A 21,197-nucleotide genomic window follows, 5' to 3' on the forward strand; every position below is an offset into this window, starting at 1 on the left:
AGGCGCTGGGCAGGAGCCGTAGTGCACGACCTCACAGCGGGTCCGGACTCTCGTGAGGGGGATGTAACCGAGGTGTCACGGCAGGTCGGACGCCGTGCAACACCGGCTTCCTAGCGTGGGCGTCACGCTCTCGCAGCGGCCCCCACCCGCCTCCCGAGGAGGAACCCGTGAGCACGACCACCACCCCGACCACCGGCACGAGCCCCGTCGCACCGGAGGGACCGGGCCGGCTCCGCGCCCTGACTGCTCCGCGCACGCGGGTCATCCGCGACTGGGACCCGGAGGACACCGCCGCCTGGGAGGCGGGCAACAGGCACGTCGCCCGCCGCAACCTCGTGTGGTCGGTCGCGACCGAGCACATCGGCTTCTCGATCTGGTCGATCTGGTCGGTCATGGTCCTGTTCATGCCGCAGGCCGTCTACGGCTTCACGGCCGCCGACAAGTTCTTCCTCGTCGCCGTGCCGACCCTCGTCGGGGCGGTCCTGCGGGTGCCCTACACGATGGCGACGGCCTTCTTCGGCGGCCGGAACTGGGCCATCGTCAGCGGCTTCGCCCTGCTCGTGCCGACGGTGCTCACGTGGTGGCTCATGGTCAACCCCGGCCACTCCCTGACGACGTTCCTGCTCGTGGCGGGCCTCGCGGGCCTCGGTGGGGGCAACTTCGCCTCGTCGATGACGAACATCAACGCCTTCTACCCGCAGCGGATGAAGGGCTGGGCGCTCGGGCTCAACGCGGGCGGCGGCAACATCGGCGTCCCGGTCGTCCAGCTCGTCGGTCTGCTCGTCATCGCGACGCTCGGCAACCGCCGCCCCGAGGTCGTGTGCGCGGTCTACCTCGTCCTGCTCGCGGTCGCGAGCATCGGCGCCGCGGCCTTCATGGACAACCTCGACCACCAGACGGCCAACCCGAGGGCGATGCTCGAGGTCCTGCGGCACACCGACGCCTGGGTCATCTCGCTGCTCTATATCGGCACCTTCGGCTCGTTCATCGGCTTCGGCTTCGCCTTCGGGCAGGTGCTCAACCAGACCTTCCTCGCGGGCATGACCGGCGGCGCGGTCCCGACACCGGCGCAGACGGCGGCGGCGAGCCTGCACGCCGCGCAGATCGCCTTCGTCGGGCCGCTCCTCGGCTCGGTGAGCCGGGTCTGGGGTGGACGCCTGGCGGACCGACGCGGCGGTGCGTCCGTGACCCTGTGGACCTTCGTCGGCATGGCCGCGGCGGGCGTGCTCGTGACTGCGGCCGCCCGCTCCGACGACCTGACCCGCGGCGCCGCGACCGGGGTCCAGCTGACCGGGCTCATCGGCGGTTTCGTGCTCCTCTTCGTCCTCTCGGGCATCGGCAACGGCTCGGTCTACAAGATGATCCCGGCGCTCTTCGAGGCGAAGTCGGCTGCGGTCCCCGGTCCGGCGGTCGAGCGCACCGCTTGGTCGCGATCCATGTCCGGGGCCCTCATCGGCATCGCCGGCGCCGTCGGGGCCCTCGGCGGGGTGCTCATCAACCTCGGGCTGCGCGCGTCGTACCAGGGAGCGGGCCACTCGGCCACGGCGGCCTTCGTCGTCTTCACGCTCTTCTACGTCGGCGCCGCCGCCCTGACCAAGGTGCGCTACCGCCGATGACGACCGACGTGACGAGCCCGCCCCGCCCGCTGGGACGGGACGCCCCCTCCGAGCAGGCCGGCGTCGCGACGCACTGCGCCTACTGCGGGCTCCAGTGCGCGATGACCCTGACCGGGGCCTCGGCGGCAGACCTGACCGTCAGCCCGCGCCGCTTCCCCACGAACCGGGGCGGACTGTGCCAGAAGGGGTGGACGAGCGCCGAGCTGCTCCGCACCCCCGGCCGGCTCACGACGCCGCTCGTCCGGCGTGACGGGCAGCTCGCCCCCGCGTCGTGGGACGAGGCTCTCGACGTGGTCTCCGACGCCATCGTGCGGACGCAGACGGCATACGGCAGGGACGCCGTGGCAGTCTTCGGCGGCGGCGGCCTGACGAACGAGAAGGCCTACCAGCTGGGCAAGTTCGCGCGCGTCGCGCTCCGCACGAGCCAGATCGACTACAACGGGCGCTGGTGCATGAGCTCGGCCGCCGCCGCGGGGATCCGCTGCTTCGGCCTCGACCGCGGGCTCCCCTTCCCCGTCACCGACATCGGCTCCGCGCACGCCGTCCTGCTCCTCGGAGCCAACCCCGCCGAGACGATGCCGCCGTTCCTGACCCACCTCGTGCGTGCGGCCGACGCCGGCGGCCTCATGGTCGCCGACCCGCGCCTGACCCCCACCGCGGCCAAGGCCCTCGACGGCGGCGGGCTGCACCTGCAGCTGCGCCCCGGGACCGACGCCGCACTGGCCCTCGGCATGCTCCACCTCGCCGTCACGGAAGGGTATGCCGACCGCGGGTTCATCGCGGAGCGCACCTCCGGCTTCGACGACGTGTGGGCGGTCGCGGCGCAGTGGCTGCCCGAGCGCGCCGAGCGAGTCACCGGCGTGGCGGTCACGACGATGCGGGCGGCCGTCTCGGGCTTGGCCCGCGCCCGCGACACCGAGCGCGGCGCCTACGTGCTCTCCGCCCGCGGCACCGAGCAGCACGCGAGCGGCACCGACACCGTGACGGCGTTCATCGCGCTCGCCCTGGCGCTCGGACTGCCCGGCAACCCCGGCACCGGTTTCGGCACGATCACCGGCCAGGGCAACGGCCAGGGCGGCCGCGAGCACGGCCAGAAGGCCGACCAGCTGCCCGGCTACCGCAAGATCGACGACCCCGAGGCCCGAGCGCACGTCGCCTCCGTCTGGGGCGTCGACCCGGCCGACCTCCCGGGCCCCGGTCGCAGCGCCTTCGAGCTGCTGTCGGCCCTCGGGACCGACGGCGGCCCGCACGTCCTCATGGTCCACGGCAGCAACCCGGTCGTCTCTGCCCCCGACGCCCGCGTCGTGACCGAGCGCCTCGCCGCGCTCGACCTGCTCGTCGTGTCCGACTTCGTCCTGTCCGAGACGGCGGCCGTCGCCGACGTCGTGCTCCCGGTCCTCCAGTGGGCCGAGGAGGAGGGCACGCTGACCAACCTCGAGGGCCGGGTGCTGCGCCGTCGCAAGGCGCTCGACGCCCCATCCGAGTGCCGCAGCGAGCTCGAGGTGTGGAGCGAGCTGGCACGCCGGATCGGTTGCAGCACAGACTTCCCCACCGACCCGAGAGTCGTCTTCGACGAGCTGCGCCGGGCGTCCGCGGGCGGCCCGGCCGACTACTCCGCCGTCACGTGGGAGCGGCTCGACGCCGGCGAGAGCCTCCACTGGCCGTGCAGCGCCGAGAGGCCACAGGGCACTCCGCGGCTCTTCCTCGATGCGTTCGCCACACCGGACGGGCTCGCCCGCTTCGTCGCCGTCGACCACGCGGGTCCCGTCGAGGCCGACGACACGGCATACCCCCTCGTCGCGACGACGGGACGGGTGCTCCAGCACTACCAGTCGGGCGCCCAGACCCGGCTCGTCGCCGAGCTGGCGGCCGCGGCCGGCGACATGTTCGTCCACGTGCACCCCGACACGGCCGAGGCGGCCGGGCTCGCCGACGGCGACCGTGCCGACGTCGTCAGCCGTCGCGGCCGCACCCGTGCCGTCGTCCGCGTCGACGACGACATGCGCCCCGACGTCGTCTTCCTGCCCTTCCACTGGGGCGGCGACGCCCGCGCCAACTCCCTGACCCACGCTGCCCTCGACCCGACCAGCCGCATGCCCGAGTTCAAGGCGTGCGCCGTCCGTCTGGAGGCCGTCGCATGACCCGCTCCCGCAGACACGTCCTCGTCGTCGGCAACGGCATGGCCGGCGCGCGGCTCGCCGAGGAGATCCGCCATCGGGACCCGAACGCCGAGCGGTTCGCCGTCACCGTCGTCGGCGAGGAGCCGCACGCCGCCTACAACCGGGTGCTCCTGTCGACCGTCGTCGCCGGGGGTCTCGGCCCGCGCGACACGCGCCTCAAGCCGGACGGCTGGTGGGCGGCGCGCCACATCGAGGTCGTCACGGGCGCCCGGGTCTTGGACGTCGACGCCGCCACGCAGACGGCGACCGTCGTGGCCGCCGGCGCCGAGTGCGTCCTCACCTGGGACGAGCTCGTCCTCGCCACCGGCAGCACGAGCTTCGTCCCCCCGACCCACGGGTTGTATGCCGGGACGCCCGGTCCCGGGACCCCGCTGGCCGACGGGGTCGTCGCCTTCCGCACGGTCGATGACTGTGCGCGCATCGTCGAGGCGGCCGAGTCCGCTTCCACCGCAGTCGTGCTCGGCGGGGGGCTGCTCGGGCTCGAGGCAGCCCGTGGCCTGCTGGCTCGTGGCGTCCACGTCACCGTCGTGCACCCGCAGGACTTCCCCATGGACCGGCAGCTCGATGCCGACGGCGGCGCCGTGCTGTCCCGCGTCGTCCGCGGCATCGGCGCCCGGCTCGTCCTCGGACGCCTCGTCGTCGAGCGGCAGGCTCCGGTCGACGGGCAGTCGGCGCACGTCGTCCTCGACGACGGAACGCGGCTCGCCGCCGACCTCGTCGTCGTCGCGACCGGCGTCCGGCCCCGCACCGACCTCGCCGTGGCGACCGGCCTCGACGTCGACCGCGGGATCGTCGTCGACGACCGCCTCGCGACCTCCCTCCCCCACGTCCACGCCATCGGCGAGTGCGCCGAGCACCGCGGCGAGGTGGCCGGACTCGTCCAGCCCGGCTGGGACCAGGCCCGAGTCCTGGCCGACGTGCTCACCGGCGGCGACCCCAACGCGACGTATGAGGGCACGAGCGTCCTGACCCGCCTCAAGGCTCCCGACATCGACCTCGCGAGCATGGGCACCGTCGACGTCGACGTCCACGACGCCGGGCACGAGGTGCTCGCCTTCACCGACCCGAGCCGGGGCCGCTACGCCAAGCTCGTGCTGCGCCAGGACCGTCTCGTCGGCGCCATCCTGCTCGGCATCGGAGACGCCGCCGGCGCACTGACCCAGCTGTACGACACCGGCGCGGTCGTCCCGCGGGACCGCCTGTCACTCATGCTCGGTCGCGCGATCACGCGGTCGGGCGCCGCCGAGGCCGTCAACCTCGCCGAGATGCCCGGCACGGCCGTCATCTGCCGGTGCAACACCGTGACGAAGTCCGCGATCGTCGGCGCCTTCCGCGCCGGCGCCGTGACCGTCGGCGCCGTGGCCGAGGCCACCCGGGCCACGACCGGCTGCGGCTCGTGCAAGGGCGCGGTCGACGGCCTGTGCTCGTGGCTGCACTCGGCCGAGCCGGCTCCCGGCCGCACGACATCCACCACCTCCTCAACCACCTCCTCGACCCCCGAACCGGTGCCGGCAGCCGCCGCCCTGACCGAAGGAGCCGCCTGATGTCCACTCCCGAGAACCCGACCGGCACTCCCACCCGGACCGTCGTCGTCATCGGACACGGCATGGTCGGCCACCGCTTCGTCGAGGCCCTCCGCTCGCGCGACACCGGGAGCACGTGGAAGGTCACCGTCCTCTCGGCGGAGGCGGACGCGGCATACGACCGGGTGGGGCTGTCGTCCTACGTCGGCACGTGGGACCGGAACGCGCTTGCGCTGTCGGGCAACTCGTATGCCGGTGACGACCTCGTGGACCTGCGGCTCGGCGTGCGCGCGGAGCACGTCGACCGCGATACGCGCACGGTCACCACTGACGACGGCGACGTCATCGCCTACGACGACCTCGTCATCGCGACCGGCTCCCACCCCTTCGTGCCGCCGGTGCCCGGCCACGACTCTGCGGGCTGCTTCGTCTACCGCACGCTCGACGACCTCGACGCCATCCGCCTCGCCGCCGAGTCCGCGATCGAGCGGGCCGCGGCCGAAGGGCGCGAGGCGAACGGACTCGTCGTCGGCGGCGGCCTGCTCGGCCTCGAGGCGGCCAACGCGCTGCGCCTGCTCGGCCTGACGCCGCACGTCGTCGAGTTCGCTCCACGGCTCATGCCGCTGCAGGTCGACGTTGGCGGCGGGGCCGTGCTCGAGCGACTCATCGGCGGACTCGGCGTCAACGTGCACACCGGCGCCGGCACGAGCTCGATCGCGACACAGGACGACGGTCGCCTGGCGGTCGAGCTGTCCGACGGCACGGCGCTGCTCACCGACCTCGTCGTGTTCTCGGCGGGTGTGCGCCCGTCGGACGCCGTGGCGCGGGCCGCCGGCCTCGACGTCGGCGAGCGGGGCGGGGTCCTCACCGACATCGCGTGCCGCACGAGCGACGAGAACGTCTGGGCCGTGGGCGAGGTCGCTGCGGTCGAGGGGCGCTGCTACGGCCTCGTCGCACCGGGATACACGATGGCCGAGGTCGTCGCCGACCGGCTGCTCGGGGGCGACGCGACCTTCCCCGGTGCCGACCTGTCGACCAAGCTCAAGCTGCTCGGCGTCGACGTGGCCTCCTTCGGCGACGCGATGGCCACGACGCCGGGAGCCCTCGAGATCGTCCACACGGACGCGACGAAGGGCACCTACGCCAAGGTCGTCGTCAGCGACGACGCCAGGACGCTGCTCGGCGGCATCCTCGTCGGCGACGCGTCGGCGTACACGACGCTCAAGGCCTACGTCGGCCGTGAGGTCCCCGGCGACCCGGGGACCCTCGTCTCCCCCGCCGGCATCGACGACTCGGCGCTCGGCTCGGCACTTCCCGACGACGCCGTCATCTGCTCGTGCAACAACGTGACGAAGGGCTCGATCTGCGGGGCGATCGCCGAAGGAGCCTGCGACCTCGCCGCGATCAAGGGCTGCACCACCGCCGGAACCACCTGCGGTGGTTGCCTGCCCACCGTCAAGAAGCTGCTCGTCGACTCGGGGGTCGAGCTGTCCAAGGCCCTCTGCGAGCACTTCGAGCAGAGCCGCGCAGAGCTCTTCGAGATCGTGGTCTCGACCGGCATCCGCACCTTCTCGGGGCTCGTCGCACGCTACGGAACGGGCACGGGCTGCGAGATCTGCAAGCCGACCGTCGCCTCGATCCTCGCCTCGACGAGCAGCGACCACGTCCTCGACGGGGAGCAGGCAGCGCTCCAGGACAGCAACGACCACTTCCTCGCCAACATCCAGAAGAACGGCACGTACTCGGTCGTCCCGCGGATGCCGGGTGGCGAGGTGACGGCCGAGCAGCTCATCGTCATCGGGCAGGTCGCCCGGGACTTCGGGCTCTACGTCAAGGTCACCGGCGGCCAGCGCATCGACCTCTTCGGCGCGCGCGTCGAGCAGCTGCCCGCGATCTGGCAGCGCCTCGTCGACGTCGGCATGGAGTCGGGGCAGGCCTACGGCAAGTCGCTGCGCACCGTGAAGTCGTGCGTCGGGTCGTCCTGGTGCCGCTACGGCGTGCAGGACTCGGTCGCGATGGCCGTGGACCTGGAGCACCGCTACCGCGGGCTCCGCTCGCCGCACAAGATCAAGTTCGGGGTCTCGGGCTGCGCGCGCGAGTGCGCCGAGGCGCGCGGCAAGGACGTCGGCGTCATCGCGACCGACAAGGGGTGGAACCTCTACGTCTGCGGCAACGGGGGCCAGACGCCCGCCCACGCGAGGCTGCTCGTGAGCGACCTCGACGACGAGACCCTCGTGCGCTACATCGACCGCTTCCTGATGTTCTACGTGCGCACGGCTGACCGACTCCAGCGCACGGCTCCGTGGCTCGACGCGCTCGAGGGCGGGCTCGAGCACCTCCGGGCCGTCGTGTGCGAGGACTCGCTCGGCATCGCCGCCGACCTCGAGGCCGCGATGGACCGACATGTCGCGGGCTACCAGGACGAGTGGAAGGCCGTGCTCGACGACCCGGAGAAGCTCTCGCGCTTCGTGTCGTTCGTCAACGCCCCCGAGGAGGCCGACCCCACGGTGGCCTTCGACGAGTCCGGTCCGCGCAAGGTACCGGTGCTGCTCGGCCTGCCCACCATCCGCGAGAACGTCTGAGCCGCAGAGGAGCCCACCATGACGACACTGACCCTGAGCCCGGTCGAGGAGGCTCCGACCACGTCGCGCGCCGTCGTGCGCCCCGGCATGCTGCCCACCCCCGGAACGAGGCAGTGGATCGTGGCCTGTCCGGTCAGCCGGCTCGTGCCCGGCCGCGGGGTCGCCGTACTGCTGCCCGGCAGCGCCCAGGCAGCGCTCTTCCTGCTGCCCAACGGGATGATCTACGCCGTCGGCAACCTCGACCCCTATGCCGGCGCCGCCGTGATCTCGCGCGGTCTGACCGGCGACCGGGCCGGCGACCCGACGGTGGCCTCGCCACTGCTCAAGCAGGTCTTCTCGCTGCGCACCGGCGTGGCCCTCGACGATCCCGAGGTGGCCCTGCCGACGTATGCCGTCCGCGTCCAGCACGGCACCGTCCGCCTCGGCCTCCCCCGCTGAACCCTCGAAGGGCCGAACTCTGCCGGCCCCCACCGTCAAGAGGCCGGTCTGCGCGCGCCGAGCACGACGCGAGCTCTGGCCTCTCGACGGATAAGAGGGGGCGAGCCTTGGGCTTTCGACGGGTGGGGTGTGGGGTCAGGCGGTGGGGGTGGTGACGAGGGCGGCGCGGAGAGCGTCCTCGAGGCTGGTCGTCGGGCGGCCGGTGAGACGCGAGAGGTCGCCGGTGTCGGTGAACAGAGCCCCGTCGGCGATCCCGCGGTCGCTGTCGGCGAGCACGCCGGCATACCCCTCGGGCAGGCCCGCGGCGACGAGGGCCGCCGTGTAGTCGGCAACGGAGAGGTCGCGGTAGACGACGTCCTTCCCGCTGACGTGGGCCACGGTGGCGGCGAGCTCACCCAGGGTGAATGCCATGTCGCCGCCGAGCTCGTAGACGGCGCCCTCGTGCGACCCGCCGTCACCGGCGAGCACGACGGCGGCGGCGTCCGCGTAGTCGGCGCGGGTCGCGGCACTGACCCGGCCCGCGCCGGCAGCACCGAGGACGGCGCCGTGCTCGAGGACGGTGGGCAGCTGGCCGGTGTAGTTCTCGAGGTACCAGGAGTTGCGCAGGAGGGCGTGCGGCAGGCCGGAGGCGGCGAGCAGCTCCTCCGTGGCGCGGTGCTCGGCGGCCAGCGCGAGGTCGGAGGTGTCGGCGCGCGTGATGCTCGTGTAGGCCACGAAGCCCACCCCAGCACGCTTCGCTGCGTCGATGACGTTGGCGTGCTGGGCGATCCGCTGGCCGACCTCGCTGCCGGACACGAGCAGGAGGCGGTCGACGCCCTCGAACGCCGCGTCGAGCGACGCGGGGTCGGTGTAGTCCGCGCGGCGCACGTCGACGCCCCGCTCGGCCAGGTCGGCGACGGACTCGGGGTTGCGGGCGATGGCGACGACCTCGGCTGCGGGCGTGCCGCGCTCGAGGAGGGACTCGACGACGAGACGGCCGAGGTGGCCGCTGGCACCGGTGACGAGAAGGGTCATGACGTTCCTTTCGGGTGGGGCTGACACCCTCGAGAACGACCGCACCCACGGCATACTTCCCAGAAGTTAGTACCCACTTTGAAGTAAGGTACTGACATGACGGTTAGTCCACCTCTGCGCCGCCACTTCCCCGATGGCGTCTTCTCCTCCGACTGCCCGAGCCGCGTCGTGCTCGACCACGTGACGAGCAAGTGGGGCACGCTCGTCATCCTCGCCCTGGCCGAGGGCGAGCCGCTGCGCTGGAGCGAGCTGCGTCGCCGCGCCGAGGGCGTCAGCGAGAAGATGCTCGCCCAGACGCTGAGGACACTCGAGGCCGACGGTCTCGTGAGCCGGCACGCGCGTCCCGTCGTGCCCCCGCACGTCGAGTACGCCCTCACGGCGCGCGGCAGCGAGCTCGCCGAGCGGATGGTGCCCCTCATGGACTGGATCGCCGACCACGCGCCGGCGATCGTCGGCGACGCAGAGGCGGCAGCCGCTACACGTTGAGCCGGTAGCCGCGGCGCACGACCGTCTGCACGAGGTGGCGGTCGGGCAGCGCGGACCTGAGCCGGCTGACGGCCATGTCCAGCGCGTGCTCGTTCTCGGCTTCCGGCAGCTCGTCGAGCAGTCGCTCGCGGGACAGCACCGCACCGGGCTCCGACATCAAAGCGGCCAGCATCGCCCGCGGACCGCGTGCCAGCGTCACCGTCTCGCCACCGAACGTCACGACGCGGCCGTGCACGACGAGCGGGCCCAGCGCCGTCTCCACGTGCTCGACGCCGTTCACCGTCAGGTGCTCGACGACCGTCCTGATGAGCGCCCCCATCCGGAAGCGTTCGGGCACGATCGGCGTGACACCCAGGTCGAGCAGGGGCGCTGCGGTCACCGGCCCCACTGCGGCCGCCGTCACGCCCCGGCGGAGCGCGTCCACCAGCACACCATCCATGCCGAGCTGCGCTGCGGCAGAGACGAGCCCGTCGACCGCGGGGGCGGACGTGAAGGTCACGACGTCGAGCTCACGCGCGGCGACCGCGGCCACGAGACGACCCAGCCGGCTCTCGTCGGTCGGACGGACCCACCGGTAGGGCGCCACGGTCAGCACCCTGGCCCCGGCCGCACGCAGGCGTTCGAGCTGCTCCACGTCCTCGTGCCCGTGCAGCTGGACGGCCACCCGTCTGCCCTGCACTCCACCCTCGAGGGCCAGCCCGACCGTCGAGGCGGTGCGCTCGTCGTCGGCGATGCCGGCGTCGTCGTGCCCGGCGGCACGCACGGCACCCCGCGCCTTGGGGCCGCGCACGATGATCCTCGCGTGGTCGAGGGTGCGGGCCAGGTCCTCCCCCAGCCCCGCTGCATCGGCGGCCTCGATCCATCGCCGGAAGCCGTAGGCCGTCGTCACGATGACGACGTCGGGGCGGCACTCGATGATGGCCCGCGTGTCTCCGAGCAGGATCTCGTCCTCGTCGACGGGAGCGATGCGGACGGCGGGGGCGTGGATCACCTCGGCGCCCCGCCGCACGAAGGCGTCGATGAGGTCACCGGAGCGACGGTCGGAGGTGACCCCGATGCGGAAACCCTCGAGCACCGGCCCCGTCGCCTCGACGCGGGTCACGTCGGGGTCCGGTCCACCGAGCTGTGCCGACCAGGCCGTGGGCGGGTGGGCGCGCCGGGTGGATCGGGCGGATCGGGCGGGACGGACGGGTTCCGCGGTGGGGTCGCTCACGCCACGACGTCCAGGGCGAGGCCGGCGACCCCGACCAGGTCGGCGAGGTCGGCGAGCTCCGCCGAGCGGGCGGCGTCCGCTGGCACCGCCCCCTGGCGGCGCGCCCAGACCGCCGACTGCCGGACGACCTCGCCCACGACGACGACCGCCGGCGAGGCCGCACCGGCCCGGGCCGCGGCGTCGGAGAGGGTGGCGAGGGTTCCGACGATGCTGCGCTGGTCGGGGGTGAAGCCGCGCTCGACGACCGCGGCCGGGGTGTCGCCCGGCATTCCGGCACCGAGCAGGGCGGTGGTGAGCGGGACGAGGTTGTGCATCCCCATGAGGATGACGACGGTGCCACCCAGCCCCGCCAGGGCGCGGGCCTGGGGCGGCTCGAGCGGGACGTGCCCCGAGACGACGGTGAAGGCGTGGCTGACTCCCCGGTGGGTCACCGGGATGCCGGCGCTGCCCGGCACCCCGACGGCCGAGGAGACCCCGGGCACGACGGTCACGGGAAGGCCCGCCTCCACCGCGGCAGCGACCTCCTCACCTCCACGGCCGAAGACGTAGGGGTCACCGCCCTTGAGGCGCACCACCGTGAGACCCGTGAGGGCACGGTCGACCAGGAGGCGCTCGATGTCGCCCTGGGGCACGGCGTGGTGCCCGGGCCGCTTGCCGACGTCCACGACCTCGGCGCCCGGAGCGAGCGCTGCGACGTCGCCCACCTCCGCGAGCCGGTCGGTCAGCACGACGTCGGCGTCCGCGAGGGCGCGGATCCCGGCGAGCGTCATGAGCTCGAGACCCCCGGGACCCGCGCCGACGAGGACGACCCGGCCCCGGGGCGCGTCCGGGGCCGGCTCGGTCACGACGGGGCAGCACCCCACGAGAGCCGCGCGGGCCTCGGTCCACGTGGCCGCCGGCCCGACGAGGACACCGAGGCGGGCGCCCTCGCAGCGCTCGCGGGTCACGTCACGGGGGCGCGCGGCCACCGACACCACGGCCCCGGCCCGCTCGTAGCGGCGCACGCAGGCGGTCGTCAGTCCCGGCGGGCCCACGACGAGCACGGACAGTCCCTCGAGGTCGGTCTCGATCAGCATGTCGGCCTCCCGTCGCAGCTCGCGTTCCACGTCGGTCGCCAGCGTAGGAAGAGCGTGTTTCGTCCGCGTTTCCGTCCGGCGATGCCCCGGTAACGACCCACTCACCGGGCTGTATGCCGTGAGGTGCGTTCGCCGGACGGGCGTCGGCGCCGCTCGGGGTACGCCCCGCCCCGTCCGGCGCCGACCTGAGAGAGTGTGGCCATGACCAGCGCATCACCCGCGCTCGTGGCGGTGGCCCACGGCACGTCCTCGGCGGCCGGCCGGTCGGCCATCGGGAGCCTCGTCGCCGCCGTGGCGGCGCGACGCCCGGACCTCACCGTGCGGGCGGCCTTCGTCGACGTGCAGCCGCCGGGTCCCTCGACCGTGCTGACCTCGCTCGACGCGGCCACCCCGGGTCGACTGGTGCCGCTGCTGCTCTCGGCCGGCTACCACGTCTACGTCGACCTCGCCGAGGCCGCGGAGGCGGTGCCGGGCACGACGGTCGCACCGGCCCTGGGGCCGGACGACCGGCTGGCGTCGCTGCTGGCGCGCCGGCTCGCGGACGCCGGGCTGCGCGACGACGACGTCGTGGTGCTCGGCGCTGCCGGTTCCTCTCAGGCGTCGGCCGTGGGTGACTGCGAGCACGTGGCAGCAGCGCTCGGTCGGCTCATCGGGCGGCCGGTCGTCGCCGGCTACCTGTCCGCTGCCGAGCCCAGGCTCGCCGATGCCGTTGCGGCGCAACGGCTTCCGGGACGTCGGGTTGTCGTCGCCACCTATCTGCTTGCACCCGGGTTCTTCGCGGACCTGGCCGGCCGGTCGGGGGCGGACCTCACCACCCCTCCGCTGCTGCTCGCTCACGAGCCGGCCCCCGAGGAGCTCGTCGACATCGTCGTCGAGCGCTACGCCGGCTGACGAGACCCACGCCCCGGGCCGGGGGCGCGCGACGCGACCGAGTCAGCGGGTCGGCCGCCCGAGCTGGTGCGCAGCCGTGGCGACCACCGCCGCCGACCGGACCGGAGCGTGCGTCGGGTCGACTGCCGGGTGACCAGCGGGGCCACTAACGGCGCCGCCGATCCACTGGGCCAGGCCCACCGCGCGGAGCGGCTGCGGCACCCCGGGCACGACCACGGGATGGGCGCCCGACACGCGCCGGCCCGAAGGGGTATCGGTCGGGGCCACGGGGTGGGCCACCGGCCCGCTGACGTGACCTGCGGGGTGGCGCGACCCGCTGACGCCCGCGGGAGACAGGGCGGACCCTGAGGACCCTGAGAGCCCTGAGAACCCTGAGGACCGGTGCTGGAGGTCCGCGTTGTCGTGCAGGCGCCGCGCCAACCGGTCGAGGTCGGCGCTGATGCGCTGCAGGTCGTGCTCGACCCGACGCCAGCGTTCGAGCAGGTGCTGCAGGTCCGGGCCCTGCCAGGCCGACTGCATCACGCTGACCGCGCGCTGTCCGCGCGCGCGGACGACGTCGACCTCCCGGCCGAACGACGCCAGACGACCCGCCGAGTCGCGCAGAGCATCGACGTCAGCACCCTTCGAGAACACAGAACTCCCCTTCACCCCTGCAAACCGGACCCATACTCACCTGACGGGCACGTTGGGTGCAACGGGGAACGCTCCCCGGGCCCACGGCATACTCGGAACGTCCCGCCCGTGCCCGAGGGAAGGTATGCCGCTGAGCCCGCCACGCCGCTACCTGACCATCGCATCGCCCGCCTCCGCCGAGATCGAGGTGAAGCGGTCGCGGTTCGTCTGCGACGTGTCGCCGGCGAGCTCGGAGGAGGAGGCCCGCGCGTTCGTCGAGCAGGTCCGGGCCGGCAGCCGCGACGCCCGACACCACTGCACCGCGTTCGTGCTCGGCGTCGACGGCGCGACCCGACGCAGCAACGACGACGGTGAGCCCTCGGGCACGGCCGGGGCGCCGATGCTCGAGGTCCTCGCCGGCCACGGCCTGACCGAGGTGGTGGCGGTCGTGACGCGGTGGTTCGGCGGGACCCTGCTGGGCACCGGTGGACTCATCCGGGCCTACGGCGACGCCGTCTCACAGGCCATCGACGCCGCGACGCTGCTGACGTGCGAGCTGCGTCAGGGGCTCGTCGTGACGGTCGGGAGCGCGGACGCCCCGCGGGTGGAGAACGCCCTCCGTGCGCACCGTGGCTGCACCGTCACGTCGGCGGCCTGGTCGGCCGCCGGCATCGTCCTGGAGCTCGCCGTCGAGCCGGACGAGGACGAGCCCGTGCGCGGGCTCGTCGCCTCGCTCACCTCGGGCGCCGGAAGCGTGGCCCTCGGAGCCCCGACCTGGGTGCAGCGCACGGGCTGATCGGCCCCGCACCAGCGTGAGAGCATGCCTGCATGGGCTTCCACATCGCCAACGAGCCGGCTGCCGACCAGGTCCTCGACGAGCACCCCTTCGCCGTCGTCGTCGGGATGATGCTCGACCAGCAGTACGGCATGGAGCACGCCTTCCGTGGCGGCTACAAGGTGCTGAGCCGGTTCGGCACGCTCGACCCGGCCGTCATCGCGGCAGCCGACCCGGACGAGTTCAAGGCGATGGCCAGCACGCCGCCCGCGATCCACCGTTTCCCCGGCTCGATGGCAGCACGTCTGCAGGAGCTCGCCGCCCTCGTCGAGGACCGTTACGACGGCGACGTGACCCGGCTCTGGACCGAGGCCGCCACCGGCAAGGAGCTGCTGCGACGCGTGCAGGAGCTGCCCGGCTTCGGCAAGCAGAAGGCACAGATCTTCGTGGCCCTGCTCGCCAAGCAGCTCGGGGTCCGGCCCGAGGGGTGGGAGTCGGCTGCGGGCGACTACGCCCTCGACGGCTACCGCTCGGTGGCCGACGTCGTGGACGCGGACTCGCTGCTCAAGGTCCGGGAGTTCAAGCAGGCCAAGAAGGCCGAGGCGAAGGCCCAGCAGGACGCCTGAGACACCACGTCCGTCGGGCGGGTGCCGATGGGCTCGCTTCTCGTCGAAGCGGTCCGGGCGCGGTGGCGTCGGTTCGGGCGCCCCGGCGGACTGGTCAGCCGATGCGGACGTGAACGACCCAGGATCCTTGGGACGGCGAGCACCGCAACGCCTCCCCGCAGGTGGTCCGGCTCGCCGTCAGGTCGGCAGCGCCCACCCCGACGGTCCGGTAGCGGGCGACGACGGTGCCGCACCCGACGCCGGGCAGGCAGGTTCCTCGTGGGGCGGGCGTGACCACCTGCTCGCCGAGCTGGGTGATGCCGGCGCCGGGCGGCCCGAAGCGCCAGTAGGTGTTGTGGAGCACGGCGACGAGGACCCGGCCGCCGGCGACGTCCACCGTCCGGCCGTTGTCGCTCTCCGTCACCTCCCGCTCCCCCGGCAGGACGGTCACCGTGGGCGACGGCACCGGAGCCCCGGTCGTCGGGGTCGTGCTCCGGCCGGCTGGCGACGTGGTGGTCGGAGTCGGCCCCGGGCTCGACACAGGACCGGGACTGCTGGTCGTCCCCGGCCCCGACGACGTCGTGGTGGCTCCTCCGCCGCCCTGCCCCGTGGTGCACGCCGAGGCGGCGAGGACGGCCGTCACGGCGAGCACCACGACCGAAGGCACGACGGCATGACCCCACCGGTGCGGGCACCGGCGGATGCGGATCTCGATCCCGAGATCGCCGTCGGACGCGATGGTGGGCTGGGCACCGAGGTCAGCGGCACGCTTCACGGGTTGATCATGACACCGCGAGCTGTGCCGAGGAGCCGCGACGTGGTCGCGGCGATCGAGCCGAGCAACGCTTCGGCGGAGTCGACGCCGCGCAGAGGACGAGACTGGCGCCCACCAGTCGGACTTCGCCGGAAAGGCAGGGCGCGGTTTGACGCAGTGGCTCGCGTGGGGCCTCGAGCACCTTGGGGCAGGGCGACCTGCGAACGCCGCCACACTCGTCGTGTCCCCCCGGGACCGGCATCGCAGCTCCCCCCAAAGGGTCAGTCGGCGAGGAAGCCGAGCAGGTCGGCGCGGGTCAGCACGCCGATCGGCTTGCCGTCCTCGACGACGAGGATCGCGTCGGAGTCCTCGAGCTCCTTGCGGGCGGCGGACACGGGCGACCCCGCGCCGACGAGCGGCAGGCCGGGCTCCATGTGCTTCTCGACGGAGTCGGCCAGGTGCGCGTGACCCGTGAAGAGGGCGGCGAGCAGGGCCCGCTCGCTGACCGACCCGGCCACCTCACCCGACATGACGGGGGGTTCGGCCTTGACGACGGGCATCTGCGAGACGCCGTACTCGCGCAGGATCTGCACGGCGTCGCGGATCGTCTCGTTGGGGTGCGTGTGCACGAGGGCCGGCATGTCGCCCGACTTGCCGCGCAGGACCGACCCGACGGTTGCCTCGGTGTGGTCGTTGAGGAAGCCGTAGGAGTGCATCCACTCGTCGTTGAAGATCTTGCTCATGTAGCCACGGCCCGAGTCGGGCAGCAGGACGACCATGACGGCGTCCTCGGGCAGGTCCTTGGCGGCGCGGAGCGCGGCGACGACGGCCATGCCGCACGAGCCACCGACGAGCAGTCCCTCTTCGCGGGCGAGTCGACGGGTCATCTCGAACGAGTCGGCGTCGCTGACGGCGATGACGTCGTCGACGACCGACGGGTCGTAGGCCCCGGGCCAGAAGTCCTCGCCGACACCCTCGACGAGGTAGGGGCGCCCGCTGCCGCCGGAGTAGACGGAGCCCTCCGGGTCGGCGGCGATGATGCGCACCGCGCCGTCGCTGACCTCCTTGAGGTACTTGCCGGTGCCGCTGATGGTGCCGCCGGTGCCGGCGCCCGCGACGAAGTGCGTGATCCGGCCGTCGGTGTCGCGCCAGATCTCGGGACCGGTGCTCAGGTAGTGGCTGTTGGGGCCCTCGGGGTTGTAGTACTGGTTGGGCTTCCAGGCGCCGTCGATCTCGCGGACCAGGCGGTCGCTGACGGAGTAGTAGGAGTCCGGGTGCTCGGGCTCGACGGCGGTCGGGCACACGACGACCTCGGCGCCGTACGCCTTGAGGACGTCGCGCTTGTCCTGGCTCACCTTGTCGGGGCAGACGAACACGCAGTGGTAGCCGCGGCGCTGTGCCACGAGGGCCAGGCCGACACCGGTGTTGCCGCTCGTCGGCTCGACGATCGTGCCGCCGGGCTTGAGGAGGCCGTCGCTCTCGGCGGCCTCGACCATGCGCAGCGCGATGCGGTCCTTCACCGAGCCGCCGGGGTTGAAGTACTCGACCTTCGCCAGCACCGTGCACCTCACCCCCGCGTCCGCGACGACGGAGCCGAGCTTGACCAAGGGCGTGTTGCCGACGAGGTCGGCGACGTTCTCTGCATACTTCACGCGCCCATCCTAGGAGGGCCGTCCCGGAGGTCGAGACTCCCGGCCTCCGGACGCACCACCCGGCATCGACCGGCATCGACCGACCCCGCACGAACCGGGCACGGACCGTCGCGCCCGGGCGTTACCGTGGTGGACCGGGACGAGCAGGACGAGCGCGACCAGGAGGGGGCTTCGGGATGGGGCGTGCACGACGCGCACGCAAGATCGCACAGGCGGCCGCCTACGGCGGTGGCGTCGGGGTCGCCGGGCTGGGCGCCCTGGGCGCCATCGGCTACGGCATCCTCCGCGTCGAGGCGATCATGGCCCGACGCATCGTCGGGCAGCCCTTCGAGGGCGCGCCGTCCGACAGCGGCCGCTACGGCTCCGGATCCGGAGCAGCCCTGCGGTTCGTCGTGCTCGGCGACTCGACCGGTGTCGGGATGGGCGCCGACCATGCGAACCAGACGATCGGGGCGACCATCGCGAACGGCATCGCGGCGTTCAGCGGCCGTCCGGTCGAGCTGACCAACGTCGCGGTGATCGGCGCCGAGTCACCCGGACTCGACGAGCAGGTCGAGCGCGTCCTGGCGGCCGTGCCCGAGCCCGACGTCGCCGTCATCCTCATCGGCGCCAACGACGTCACCCACCGCATCGACACGTCCGTCGCCGTGCGCCACCTCGAGATGGCGGTGGGCAGCCTGCGCAAGGCCGGTGCCGAGGTCGTCGTCGGCACGTGCCCCGACCTCGGGGCCATCGAGCCGGTGCCCCAGCCGCTTCGGCTGCTCGCCCGCCGCTGGTCGCGTGACCTCGCCGCGGCCCAGACGGTGGCCGTCGTCGAGGCCGGTGGCCGCGCGGTGTCGATCGGCGACCTGCTGAGCGAGGCCTTCTCCGCCGAGCCCCACGTGATGTTCAGCAAGGACCGCTTCCACCCCAGCCCCGCCGGCTACGCCCGGGTCGCGGCCGCCCTGCTCCCCACCGTCAGCGCTGCCCTCGACCTCTTCGGTGAGCGCAGCACGCCGACCGAGCCCAACGTCCGGCGCGGCGGGAGCGTCCGGCCGCTCGCCGTGGCCGCCACCAAGGCGGTCACCCGGCCCGGCACCGAGGTGGCCCCCACCGAGGTCGGGGGCCAGTCCCGCGGCCCGCACGGCCGCTGGGCGGTGCTGCTGCACCGCATCCGCCCGACCGTGCCGGCCGCGGCCTCCTCGGGCGCGGCCGCCCCGGGCGCGGCGGCCCCAGCCGCACCTCCGGCAACCGATGCCCTGGCCGCCCCCACCCACGACCCGAGCGACGCACCGCACGACGACCTCGGGACGGGCGGGACGGCATACGCCCCCGGCGACGGCGGGAGTCCTGCGACGGACGCCGCCGAGGGCGCGGTCCTGCGCTGACGCCCGGGTGGCCCCAGCCCTGGGTTCGGCACACGACGAAGGGCCGCCCGCAGGTGCGGACGGCCCTTCGTGGGCAGAGCAGGTCAGCCGATCTTCATGATCTGGCTCGCGTCGGGCGCCTTGATGCCCAGGTCCTCGTTCCACTTGGAGAAGTCGAGCTGGCCGGGGCTGTCGGACGAGCCGGTGAAGCGCACGACCTCGGACTTGTCCTTGGAGACGTAGAGCGCGCCCTCCTTCTTGCCCCTCTTGTCGGTGAGCACCCAGCAGTCCACCCCGTTGACGTTCTCGGTCGCGGCCGTCGGAGCCAGCTGCTGCGGGGTCACCGCGCCGAACGCCTTCTCGAGGAAGCTCTTCAGGCTGAGGCTCTGCGTCATCGAGGACGCCGAGGCCGGGGCCTTGATGAACTTGTCGCCGGCCTTCTGGACCGAGGCGGGTGCGCCCTGCTTCTTCCAGAAGGTCGCATCGCCCTGGATGAAGACGCCGTCGCCGACGGAGATGACGCGGGCCTTGCCGTCGCCCTCCATCTCGATGGCGATGTCGGCGGTCGTGCCGTCGCTCGTGCCCTTGAAGTCGATCTTGATGGCCTTGCCGCTCTGCTCGACCTGCCCGACGAAGGCGCCCGACGTCGCGGCGAGCGCGTTGGTCTTGGCCTTGTCGAGGATGTCGGCTGCCTGCGACATGCCGCTCGTCGAGCCGGCGGTCGTCGAGGTCGTCGTGGCGGCCGGCGTCGAGGACGTGGCAGCGGCCGAGCTGCTGGTGCCGGCGGCCGGCGTCTCGGACTTCGAGCACGCGGCTGCGCCGAGGCTGATCGCGAGCGCGCCGGAGACGGCGACGACGCGAGTCGTGAAGGTCTTCATGGTGGGAAAGCCCCCTGGTGGTCGGAGGGTCAGGAGTGAGTGCCCGGACCCGAGCGGCGCGTACGGCGCCGTCGAATCCACCCTAACGGTCGCACGCTGCGGACCTTCCCGTCGTGTCCCATCCGTCGCTGTCACCCGGCTGCTCGGGACCACAGGGTGACCGACCGAGACGCACGTCATGGCCGACGCCCTGTCCATCCGGTGCGAGGACGTCCTACCATCGTGGGGACTGAGCAAGCGCTTAGTCGCCCGTCGCACTGCCGCGCGGGCCGTCGATGCTGCACCAGGAGATCCCCCGTGACCGAAGCCGTCATCGTCTCGACCGCCCGCTCGCCGTTCGGCCGGGCCTTCAAGGGCTCGCTCAAGGAGGTCCGTCCCGACGACCTCGCCGCCACGGTCATCCAGGCCGCGCTCGACAAGGTGCCCGGACTCGACAAGCGCCTCGTCGAGGACCTCTACCTCGGGTGCGCCGAGCCGTCGGGCCGCCACGGGTCCAACATGGCCAAGGTCGTCGCCACGCTCCTCGACATCGACGCCACACCCGCTGCGACCATCAACCGCTTCTGTGCCTCCTCGGCCCAGACGACGCGAATGGCCTTCCACGCCATCAAGGCCGGCGAGGGAGACATCTTCGTCTCGGCGGGCGTCGAGTGCGTCTCCCAGTACACCGACTGGGCCGGCGCCGGTGGCGCCAAGGAGGACCAGCAGAACGGCCGCTTCGCCGAGGCCCAGGCCCGCACCAAGCGCATCGCCGAGTCCAACGAGACGTGGACCGACCCCCGCGAGGACGGCCTGCTCCCCGACATCTACATCTCGATGGGCCAGACGGCAGAGAACGTCGCGACGGCCTACGGCATCTCCCGCGAGCGCCAGGACGAGTGGGGCGTCACGAGCCAGAACCGCGCCGAGGCCGCCCTCGGTCGTGGCTTCTTCGACTGGGAGATCACGCCGGTCACCACCCCCGACGGCACCGTGGTCACGAAGGACGACGGTCCCCGTGCCGGCGTCACCCTCGAGGCCGTCCAGGGCCTCAACCCCGTCTTCCGCGAGCAGGGCACCGTCACGGCCGGCAACTGCTGCCCCCTCAACGACGGAGCTGCAGCGCTCGTCATCATGAGCGACACCAAGGCCAAGGAGCTCGGTCTGACACCGCTGGCCCGCGTCGTCTCGACGGCCGCCACCGGCCTCTCCCCCGAGATCATGGGCCTCGGCCCGGTCGACGCGACCAACCTCGCCCTCAAGCGCGCGGGCCTGTCGATCGGCGACATCGACCTCTACGAGATCAACGAGGCCTTCGCCGCCCAGGTCATCGGCTCGGCCGACCAGATCGGCATGGACTACGACAAGCTCAACGTCAACGGTGGCGCCATCGCCATCGGCCACCCCTTCGGTGCCACGGGGGCCCGCATCACCGGGACGCTCATCAACGCGCTGCGCGAGCGCGACCAGCAGTTCGGCCTCGAGACGATGTGCGTCGGCGGCGGCCAGGGCATGGCCGTCATCTTCGAGCGCCTCAGCTGACACCAAGACCTGCCCCCAACCACGTCGAGTGGGGG

General features: G+C 73.0%; 18 protein-coding genes. 11 read left to right on the forward strand and 7 right to left on the reverse strand.

Features of this window, described 5'->3' with window-relative positions; genetic code table 11:
* Positions 1 to 167: 167 nt before the first annotated feature.
* Genes TAE01_RS08185 through nirD form a run of 5 tightly spaced genes read left to right on the forward strand, consistent with a single transcriptional unit; the run spans position 168 to position 8,339 of the window.
* Positions 168 to 1,616, forward strand: coding sequence for an MFS transporter (locus tag TAE01_RS08185; RefSeq protein WP_246111221.1), 1,449 nt, complete (start codon positions 168 to 170; stop codon positions 1,614 to 1,616).
* On the forward strand, positions 1,613 to 3,757 hold the full coding sequence (locus tag TAE01_RS08190; RefSeq protein ID WP_147065248.1) for a molybdopterin oxidoreductase family protein: 2,145 nt from the start codon (positions 1,613 to 1,615) through the stop codon (positions 3,755 to 3,757). The genes TAE01_RS08185 and TAE01_RS08190 overlap by 4 nt, the downstream gene beginning before the upstream one ends.
* Positions 3,754 to 5,340, forward strand: a complete 1,587-nt coding sequence (locus TAE01_RS08195; protein ID WP_147065250.1) for an FAD-dependent oxidoreductase — start codon at positions 3,754 to 3,756, stop codon at positions 5,338 to 5,340. The genes TAE01_RS08190 and TAE01_RS08195 overlap by 4 nt, the downstream gene beginning before the upstream one ends.
* Positions 5,340 to 7,901 (forward strand): nitrite reductase large subunit NirB, encoded by a 2,562-nt coding sequence (nirB, locus tag TAE01_RS08200; RefSeq protein ID WP_147065251.1) that lies wholly within the window; start codon positions 5,340 to 5,342, stop codon positions 7,899 to 7,901. Before TAE01_RS08195 ends, nirB begins: the two co-directional genes overlap by 1 nt.
* A gap of 18 nt (positions 7,902 to 7,919) precedes the next feature.
* Positions 7,920 to 8,339, forward strand: coding sequence for a nitrite reductase small subunit NirD (gene nirD, locus TAE01_RS08205; RefSeq protein WP_147065254.1), 420 nt, complete (start codon positions 7,920 to 7,922; stop codon positions 8,337 to 8,339).
* 135 nt (positions 8,340 to 8,474) lie between these two features.
* Here the strand turns inward: nirD and TAE01_RS08210 are convergent, their stop codons facing one another.
* Positions 8,475 to 9,353, reverse strand: a complete 879-nt coding sequence (locus TAE01_RS08210; RefSeq protein WP_147065256.1) for an SDR family oxidoreductase — start codon at positions 9,351 to 9,353, stop codon at positions 8,475 to 8,477.
* 96 nt (positions 9,354 to 9,449) lie between these two features.
* Here TAE01_RS08210 and TAE01_RS08215 point away from each other — a divergent pair, with 96 nt between their 5' ends.
* Complete coding sequence (locus TAE01_RS08215) at positions 9,450 to 9,839, forward strand: winged helix-turn-helix transcriptional regulator (protein ID WP_147065257.1); 390 nt, start codon at positions 9,450 to 9,452, stop codon at positions 9,837 to 9,839.
* On the opposite strand, the gene TAE01_RS08220 is transcribed toward TAE01_RS08215, so the two are convergent.
* Together TAE01_RS08220 and cobA are read right to left on the reverse strand one after the other, a co-directional pair.
* Positions 9,829 to 10,941 (reverse strand): uroporphyrinogen-III synthase, encoded by a 1,113-nt coding sequence (locus tag TAE01_RS08220; RefSeq protein WP_246111223.1) that lies wholly within the window; start codon positions 10,939 to 10,941, stop codon positions 9,829 to 9,831. The genes TAE01_RS08215 and TAE01_RS08220 overlap by 11 nt on opposite strands.
* A gap of 107 nt (positions 10,942 to 11,048) precedes the next feature.
* Positions 11,049 to 12,128 carry a uroporphyrinogen-III C-methyltransferase gene (gene cobA / locus TAE01_RS08225; RefSeq protein WP_186815103.1) on the reverse strand — a complete coding sequence of 360 codons (1,080 nt, stop codon included), beginning with the start codon at positions 12,126 to 12,128 and terminating at the stop codon, positions 11,049 to 11,051.
* A 201-nt stretch (positions 12,129 to 12,329) separates the two neighbouring features.
* Between cobA and TAE01_RS08230 the strand changes: the two genes are divergently transcribed.
* Positions 12,330 to 13,019 carry a sirohydrochlorin chelatase gene (locus tag TAE01_RS08230; protein WP_147065261.1) on the forward strand — a complete coding sequence of 230 codons (690 nt, stop codon included), beginning with the start codon at positions 12,330 to 12,332 and terminating at the stop codon, positions 13,017 to 13,019.
* A 42-nt stretch (positions 13,020 to 13,061) separates the two neighbouring features.
* Here the strand turns inward: TAE01_RS08230 and TAE01_RS08235 are convergent, their stop codons facing one another.
* The gene (locus TAE01_RS08235) at positions 13,062 to 13,652 is read right to left on the reverse strand and encodes a WXG100 family type VII secretion target (protein ID WP_147065263.1); all 591 of its coding nucleotides are present in this window, start codon (positions 13,650 to 13,652) and stop codon (positions 13,062 to 13,064) included.
* Between the two features lie 124 nt (positions 13,653 to 13,776).
* Here TAE01_RS08235 and TAE01_RS08240 point away from each other — a divergent pair, with 124 nt between their 5' ends.
* Entirely contained in the window at positions 13,777 to 14,427 is a 651-nt protein-coding gene (locus tag TAE01_RS08240; RefSeq protein WP_147065265.1) for an IMPACT family protein, read from the forward strand.
* Between the two features lie 32 nt (positions 14,428 to 14,459).
* Positions 14,460 to 15,032, forward strand: coding sequence for an HhH-GPD-type base excision DNA repair protein (locus TAE01_RS08245; RefSeq protein ID WP_147065267.1), 573 nt, complete (start codon positions 14,460 to 14,462; stop codon positions 15,030 to 15,032).
* A 94-nt stretch (positions 15,033 to 15,126) separates the two neighbouring features.
* Here the strand turns inward: TAE01_RS08245 and TAE01_RS08250 are convergent, their stop codons facing one another.
* Positions 15,127 to 15,786, reverse strand: coding sequence for a hypothetical protein (locus TAE01_RS08250; protein WP_147065269.1), 660 nt, complete (start codon positions 15,784 to 15,786; stop codon positions 15,127 to 15,129).
* A 260-nt stretch (positions 15,787 to 16,046) separates the two neighbouring features.
* Positions 16,047 to 17,417 carry a cystathionine beta-synthase gene (locus TAE01_RS08255; protein ID WP_147065272.1) on the reverse strand — a complete coding sequence of 457 codons (1,371 nt, stop codon included), beginning with the start codon at positions 17,415 to 17,417 and terminating at the stop codon, positions 16,047 to 16,049.
* A 176-nt stretch (positions 17,418 to 17,593) separates the two neighbouring features.
* Between TAE01_RS08255 and TAE01_RS08260 the strand changes: the two genes are divergently transcribed.
* Positions 17,594 to 18,784 carry an SGNH/GDSL hydrolase family protein gene (locus TAE01_RS08260; protein WP_147065274.1) on the forward strand — a complete coding sequence of 397 codons (1,191 nt, stop codon included), beginning with the start codon at positions 17,594 to 17,596 and terminating at the stop codon, positions 18,782 to 18,784.
* 83 nt (positions 18,785 to 18,867) lie between these two features.
* Here the strand turns inward: TAE01_RS08260 and TAE01_RS08265 are convergent, their stop codons facing one another.
* Positions 18,868 to 19,641 carry a hypothetical protein gene (locus tag TAE01_RS08265; protein ID WP_147065276.1) on the reverse strand — a complete coding sequence of 258 codons (774 nt, stop codon included), beginning with the start codon at positions 19,639 to 19,641 and terminating at the stop codon, positions 18,868 to 18,870.
* Positions 19,642 to 19,938: 297 nt separating this feature from the next.
* Here TAE01_RS08265 and TAE01_RS08270 point away from each other — a divergent pair, with 297 nt between their 5' ends.
* A complete protein-coding gene (locus tag TAE01_RS08270) occupies positions 19,939 to 21,162 on the forward strand; it encodes an acetyl-CoA C-acetyltransferase (protein ID WP_147065278.1) in 1,224 nt (407 codons plus the stop codon).
* Positions 21,163 to 21,197 lie beyond the last annotated feature (35 nt).

Source organism: Terrabacter aerolatus (genome assembly GCF_007991735.1).
In the GTDB taxonomy this organism is placed as follows: Bacteria; Actinomycetota; Actinomycetes; order Actinomycetales; family Dermatophilaceae; genus Terrabacter; species Terrabacter aerolatus.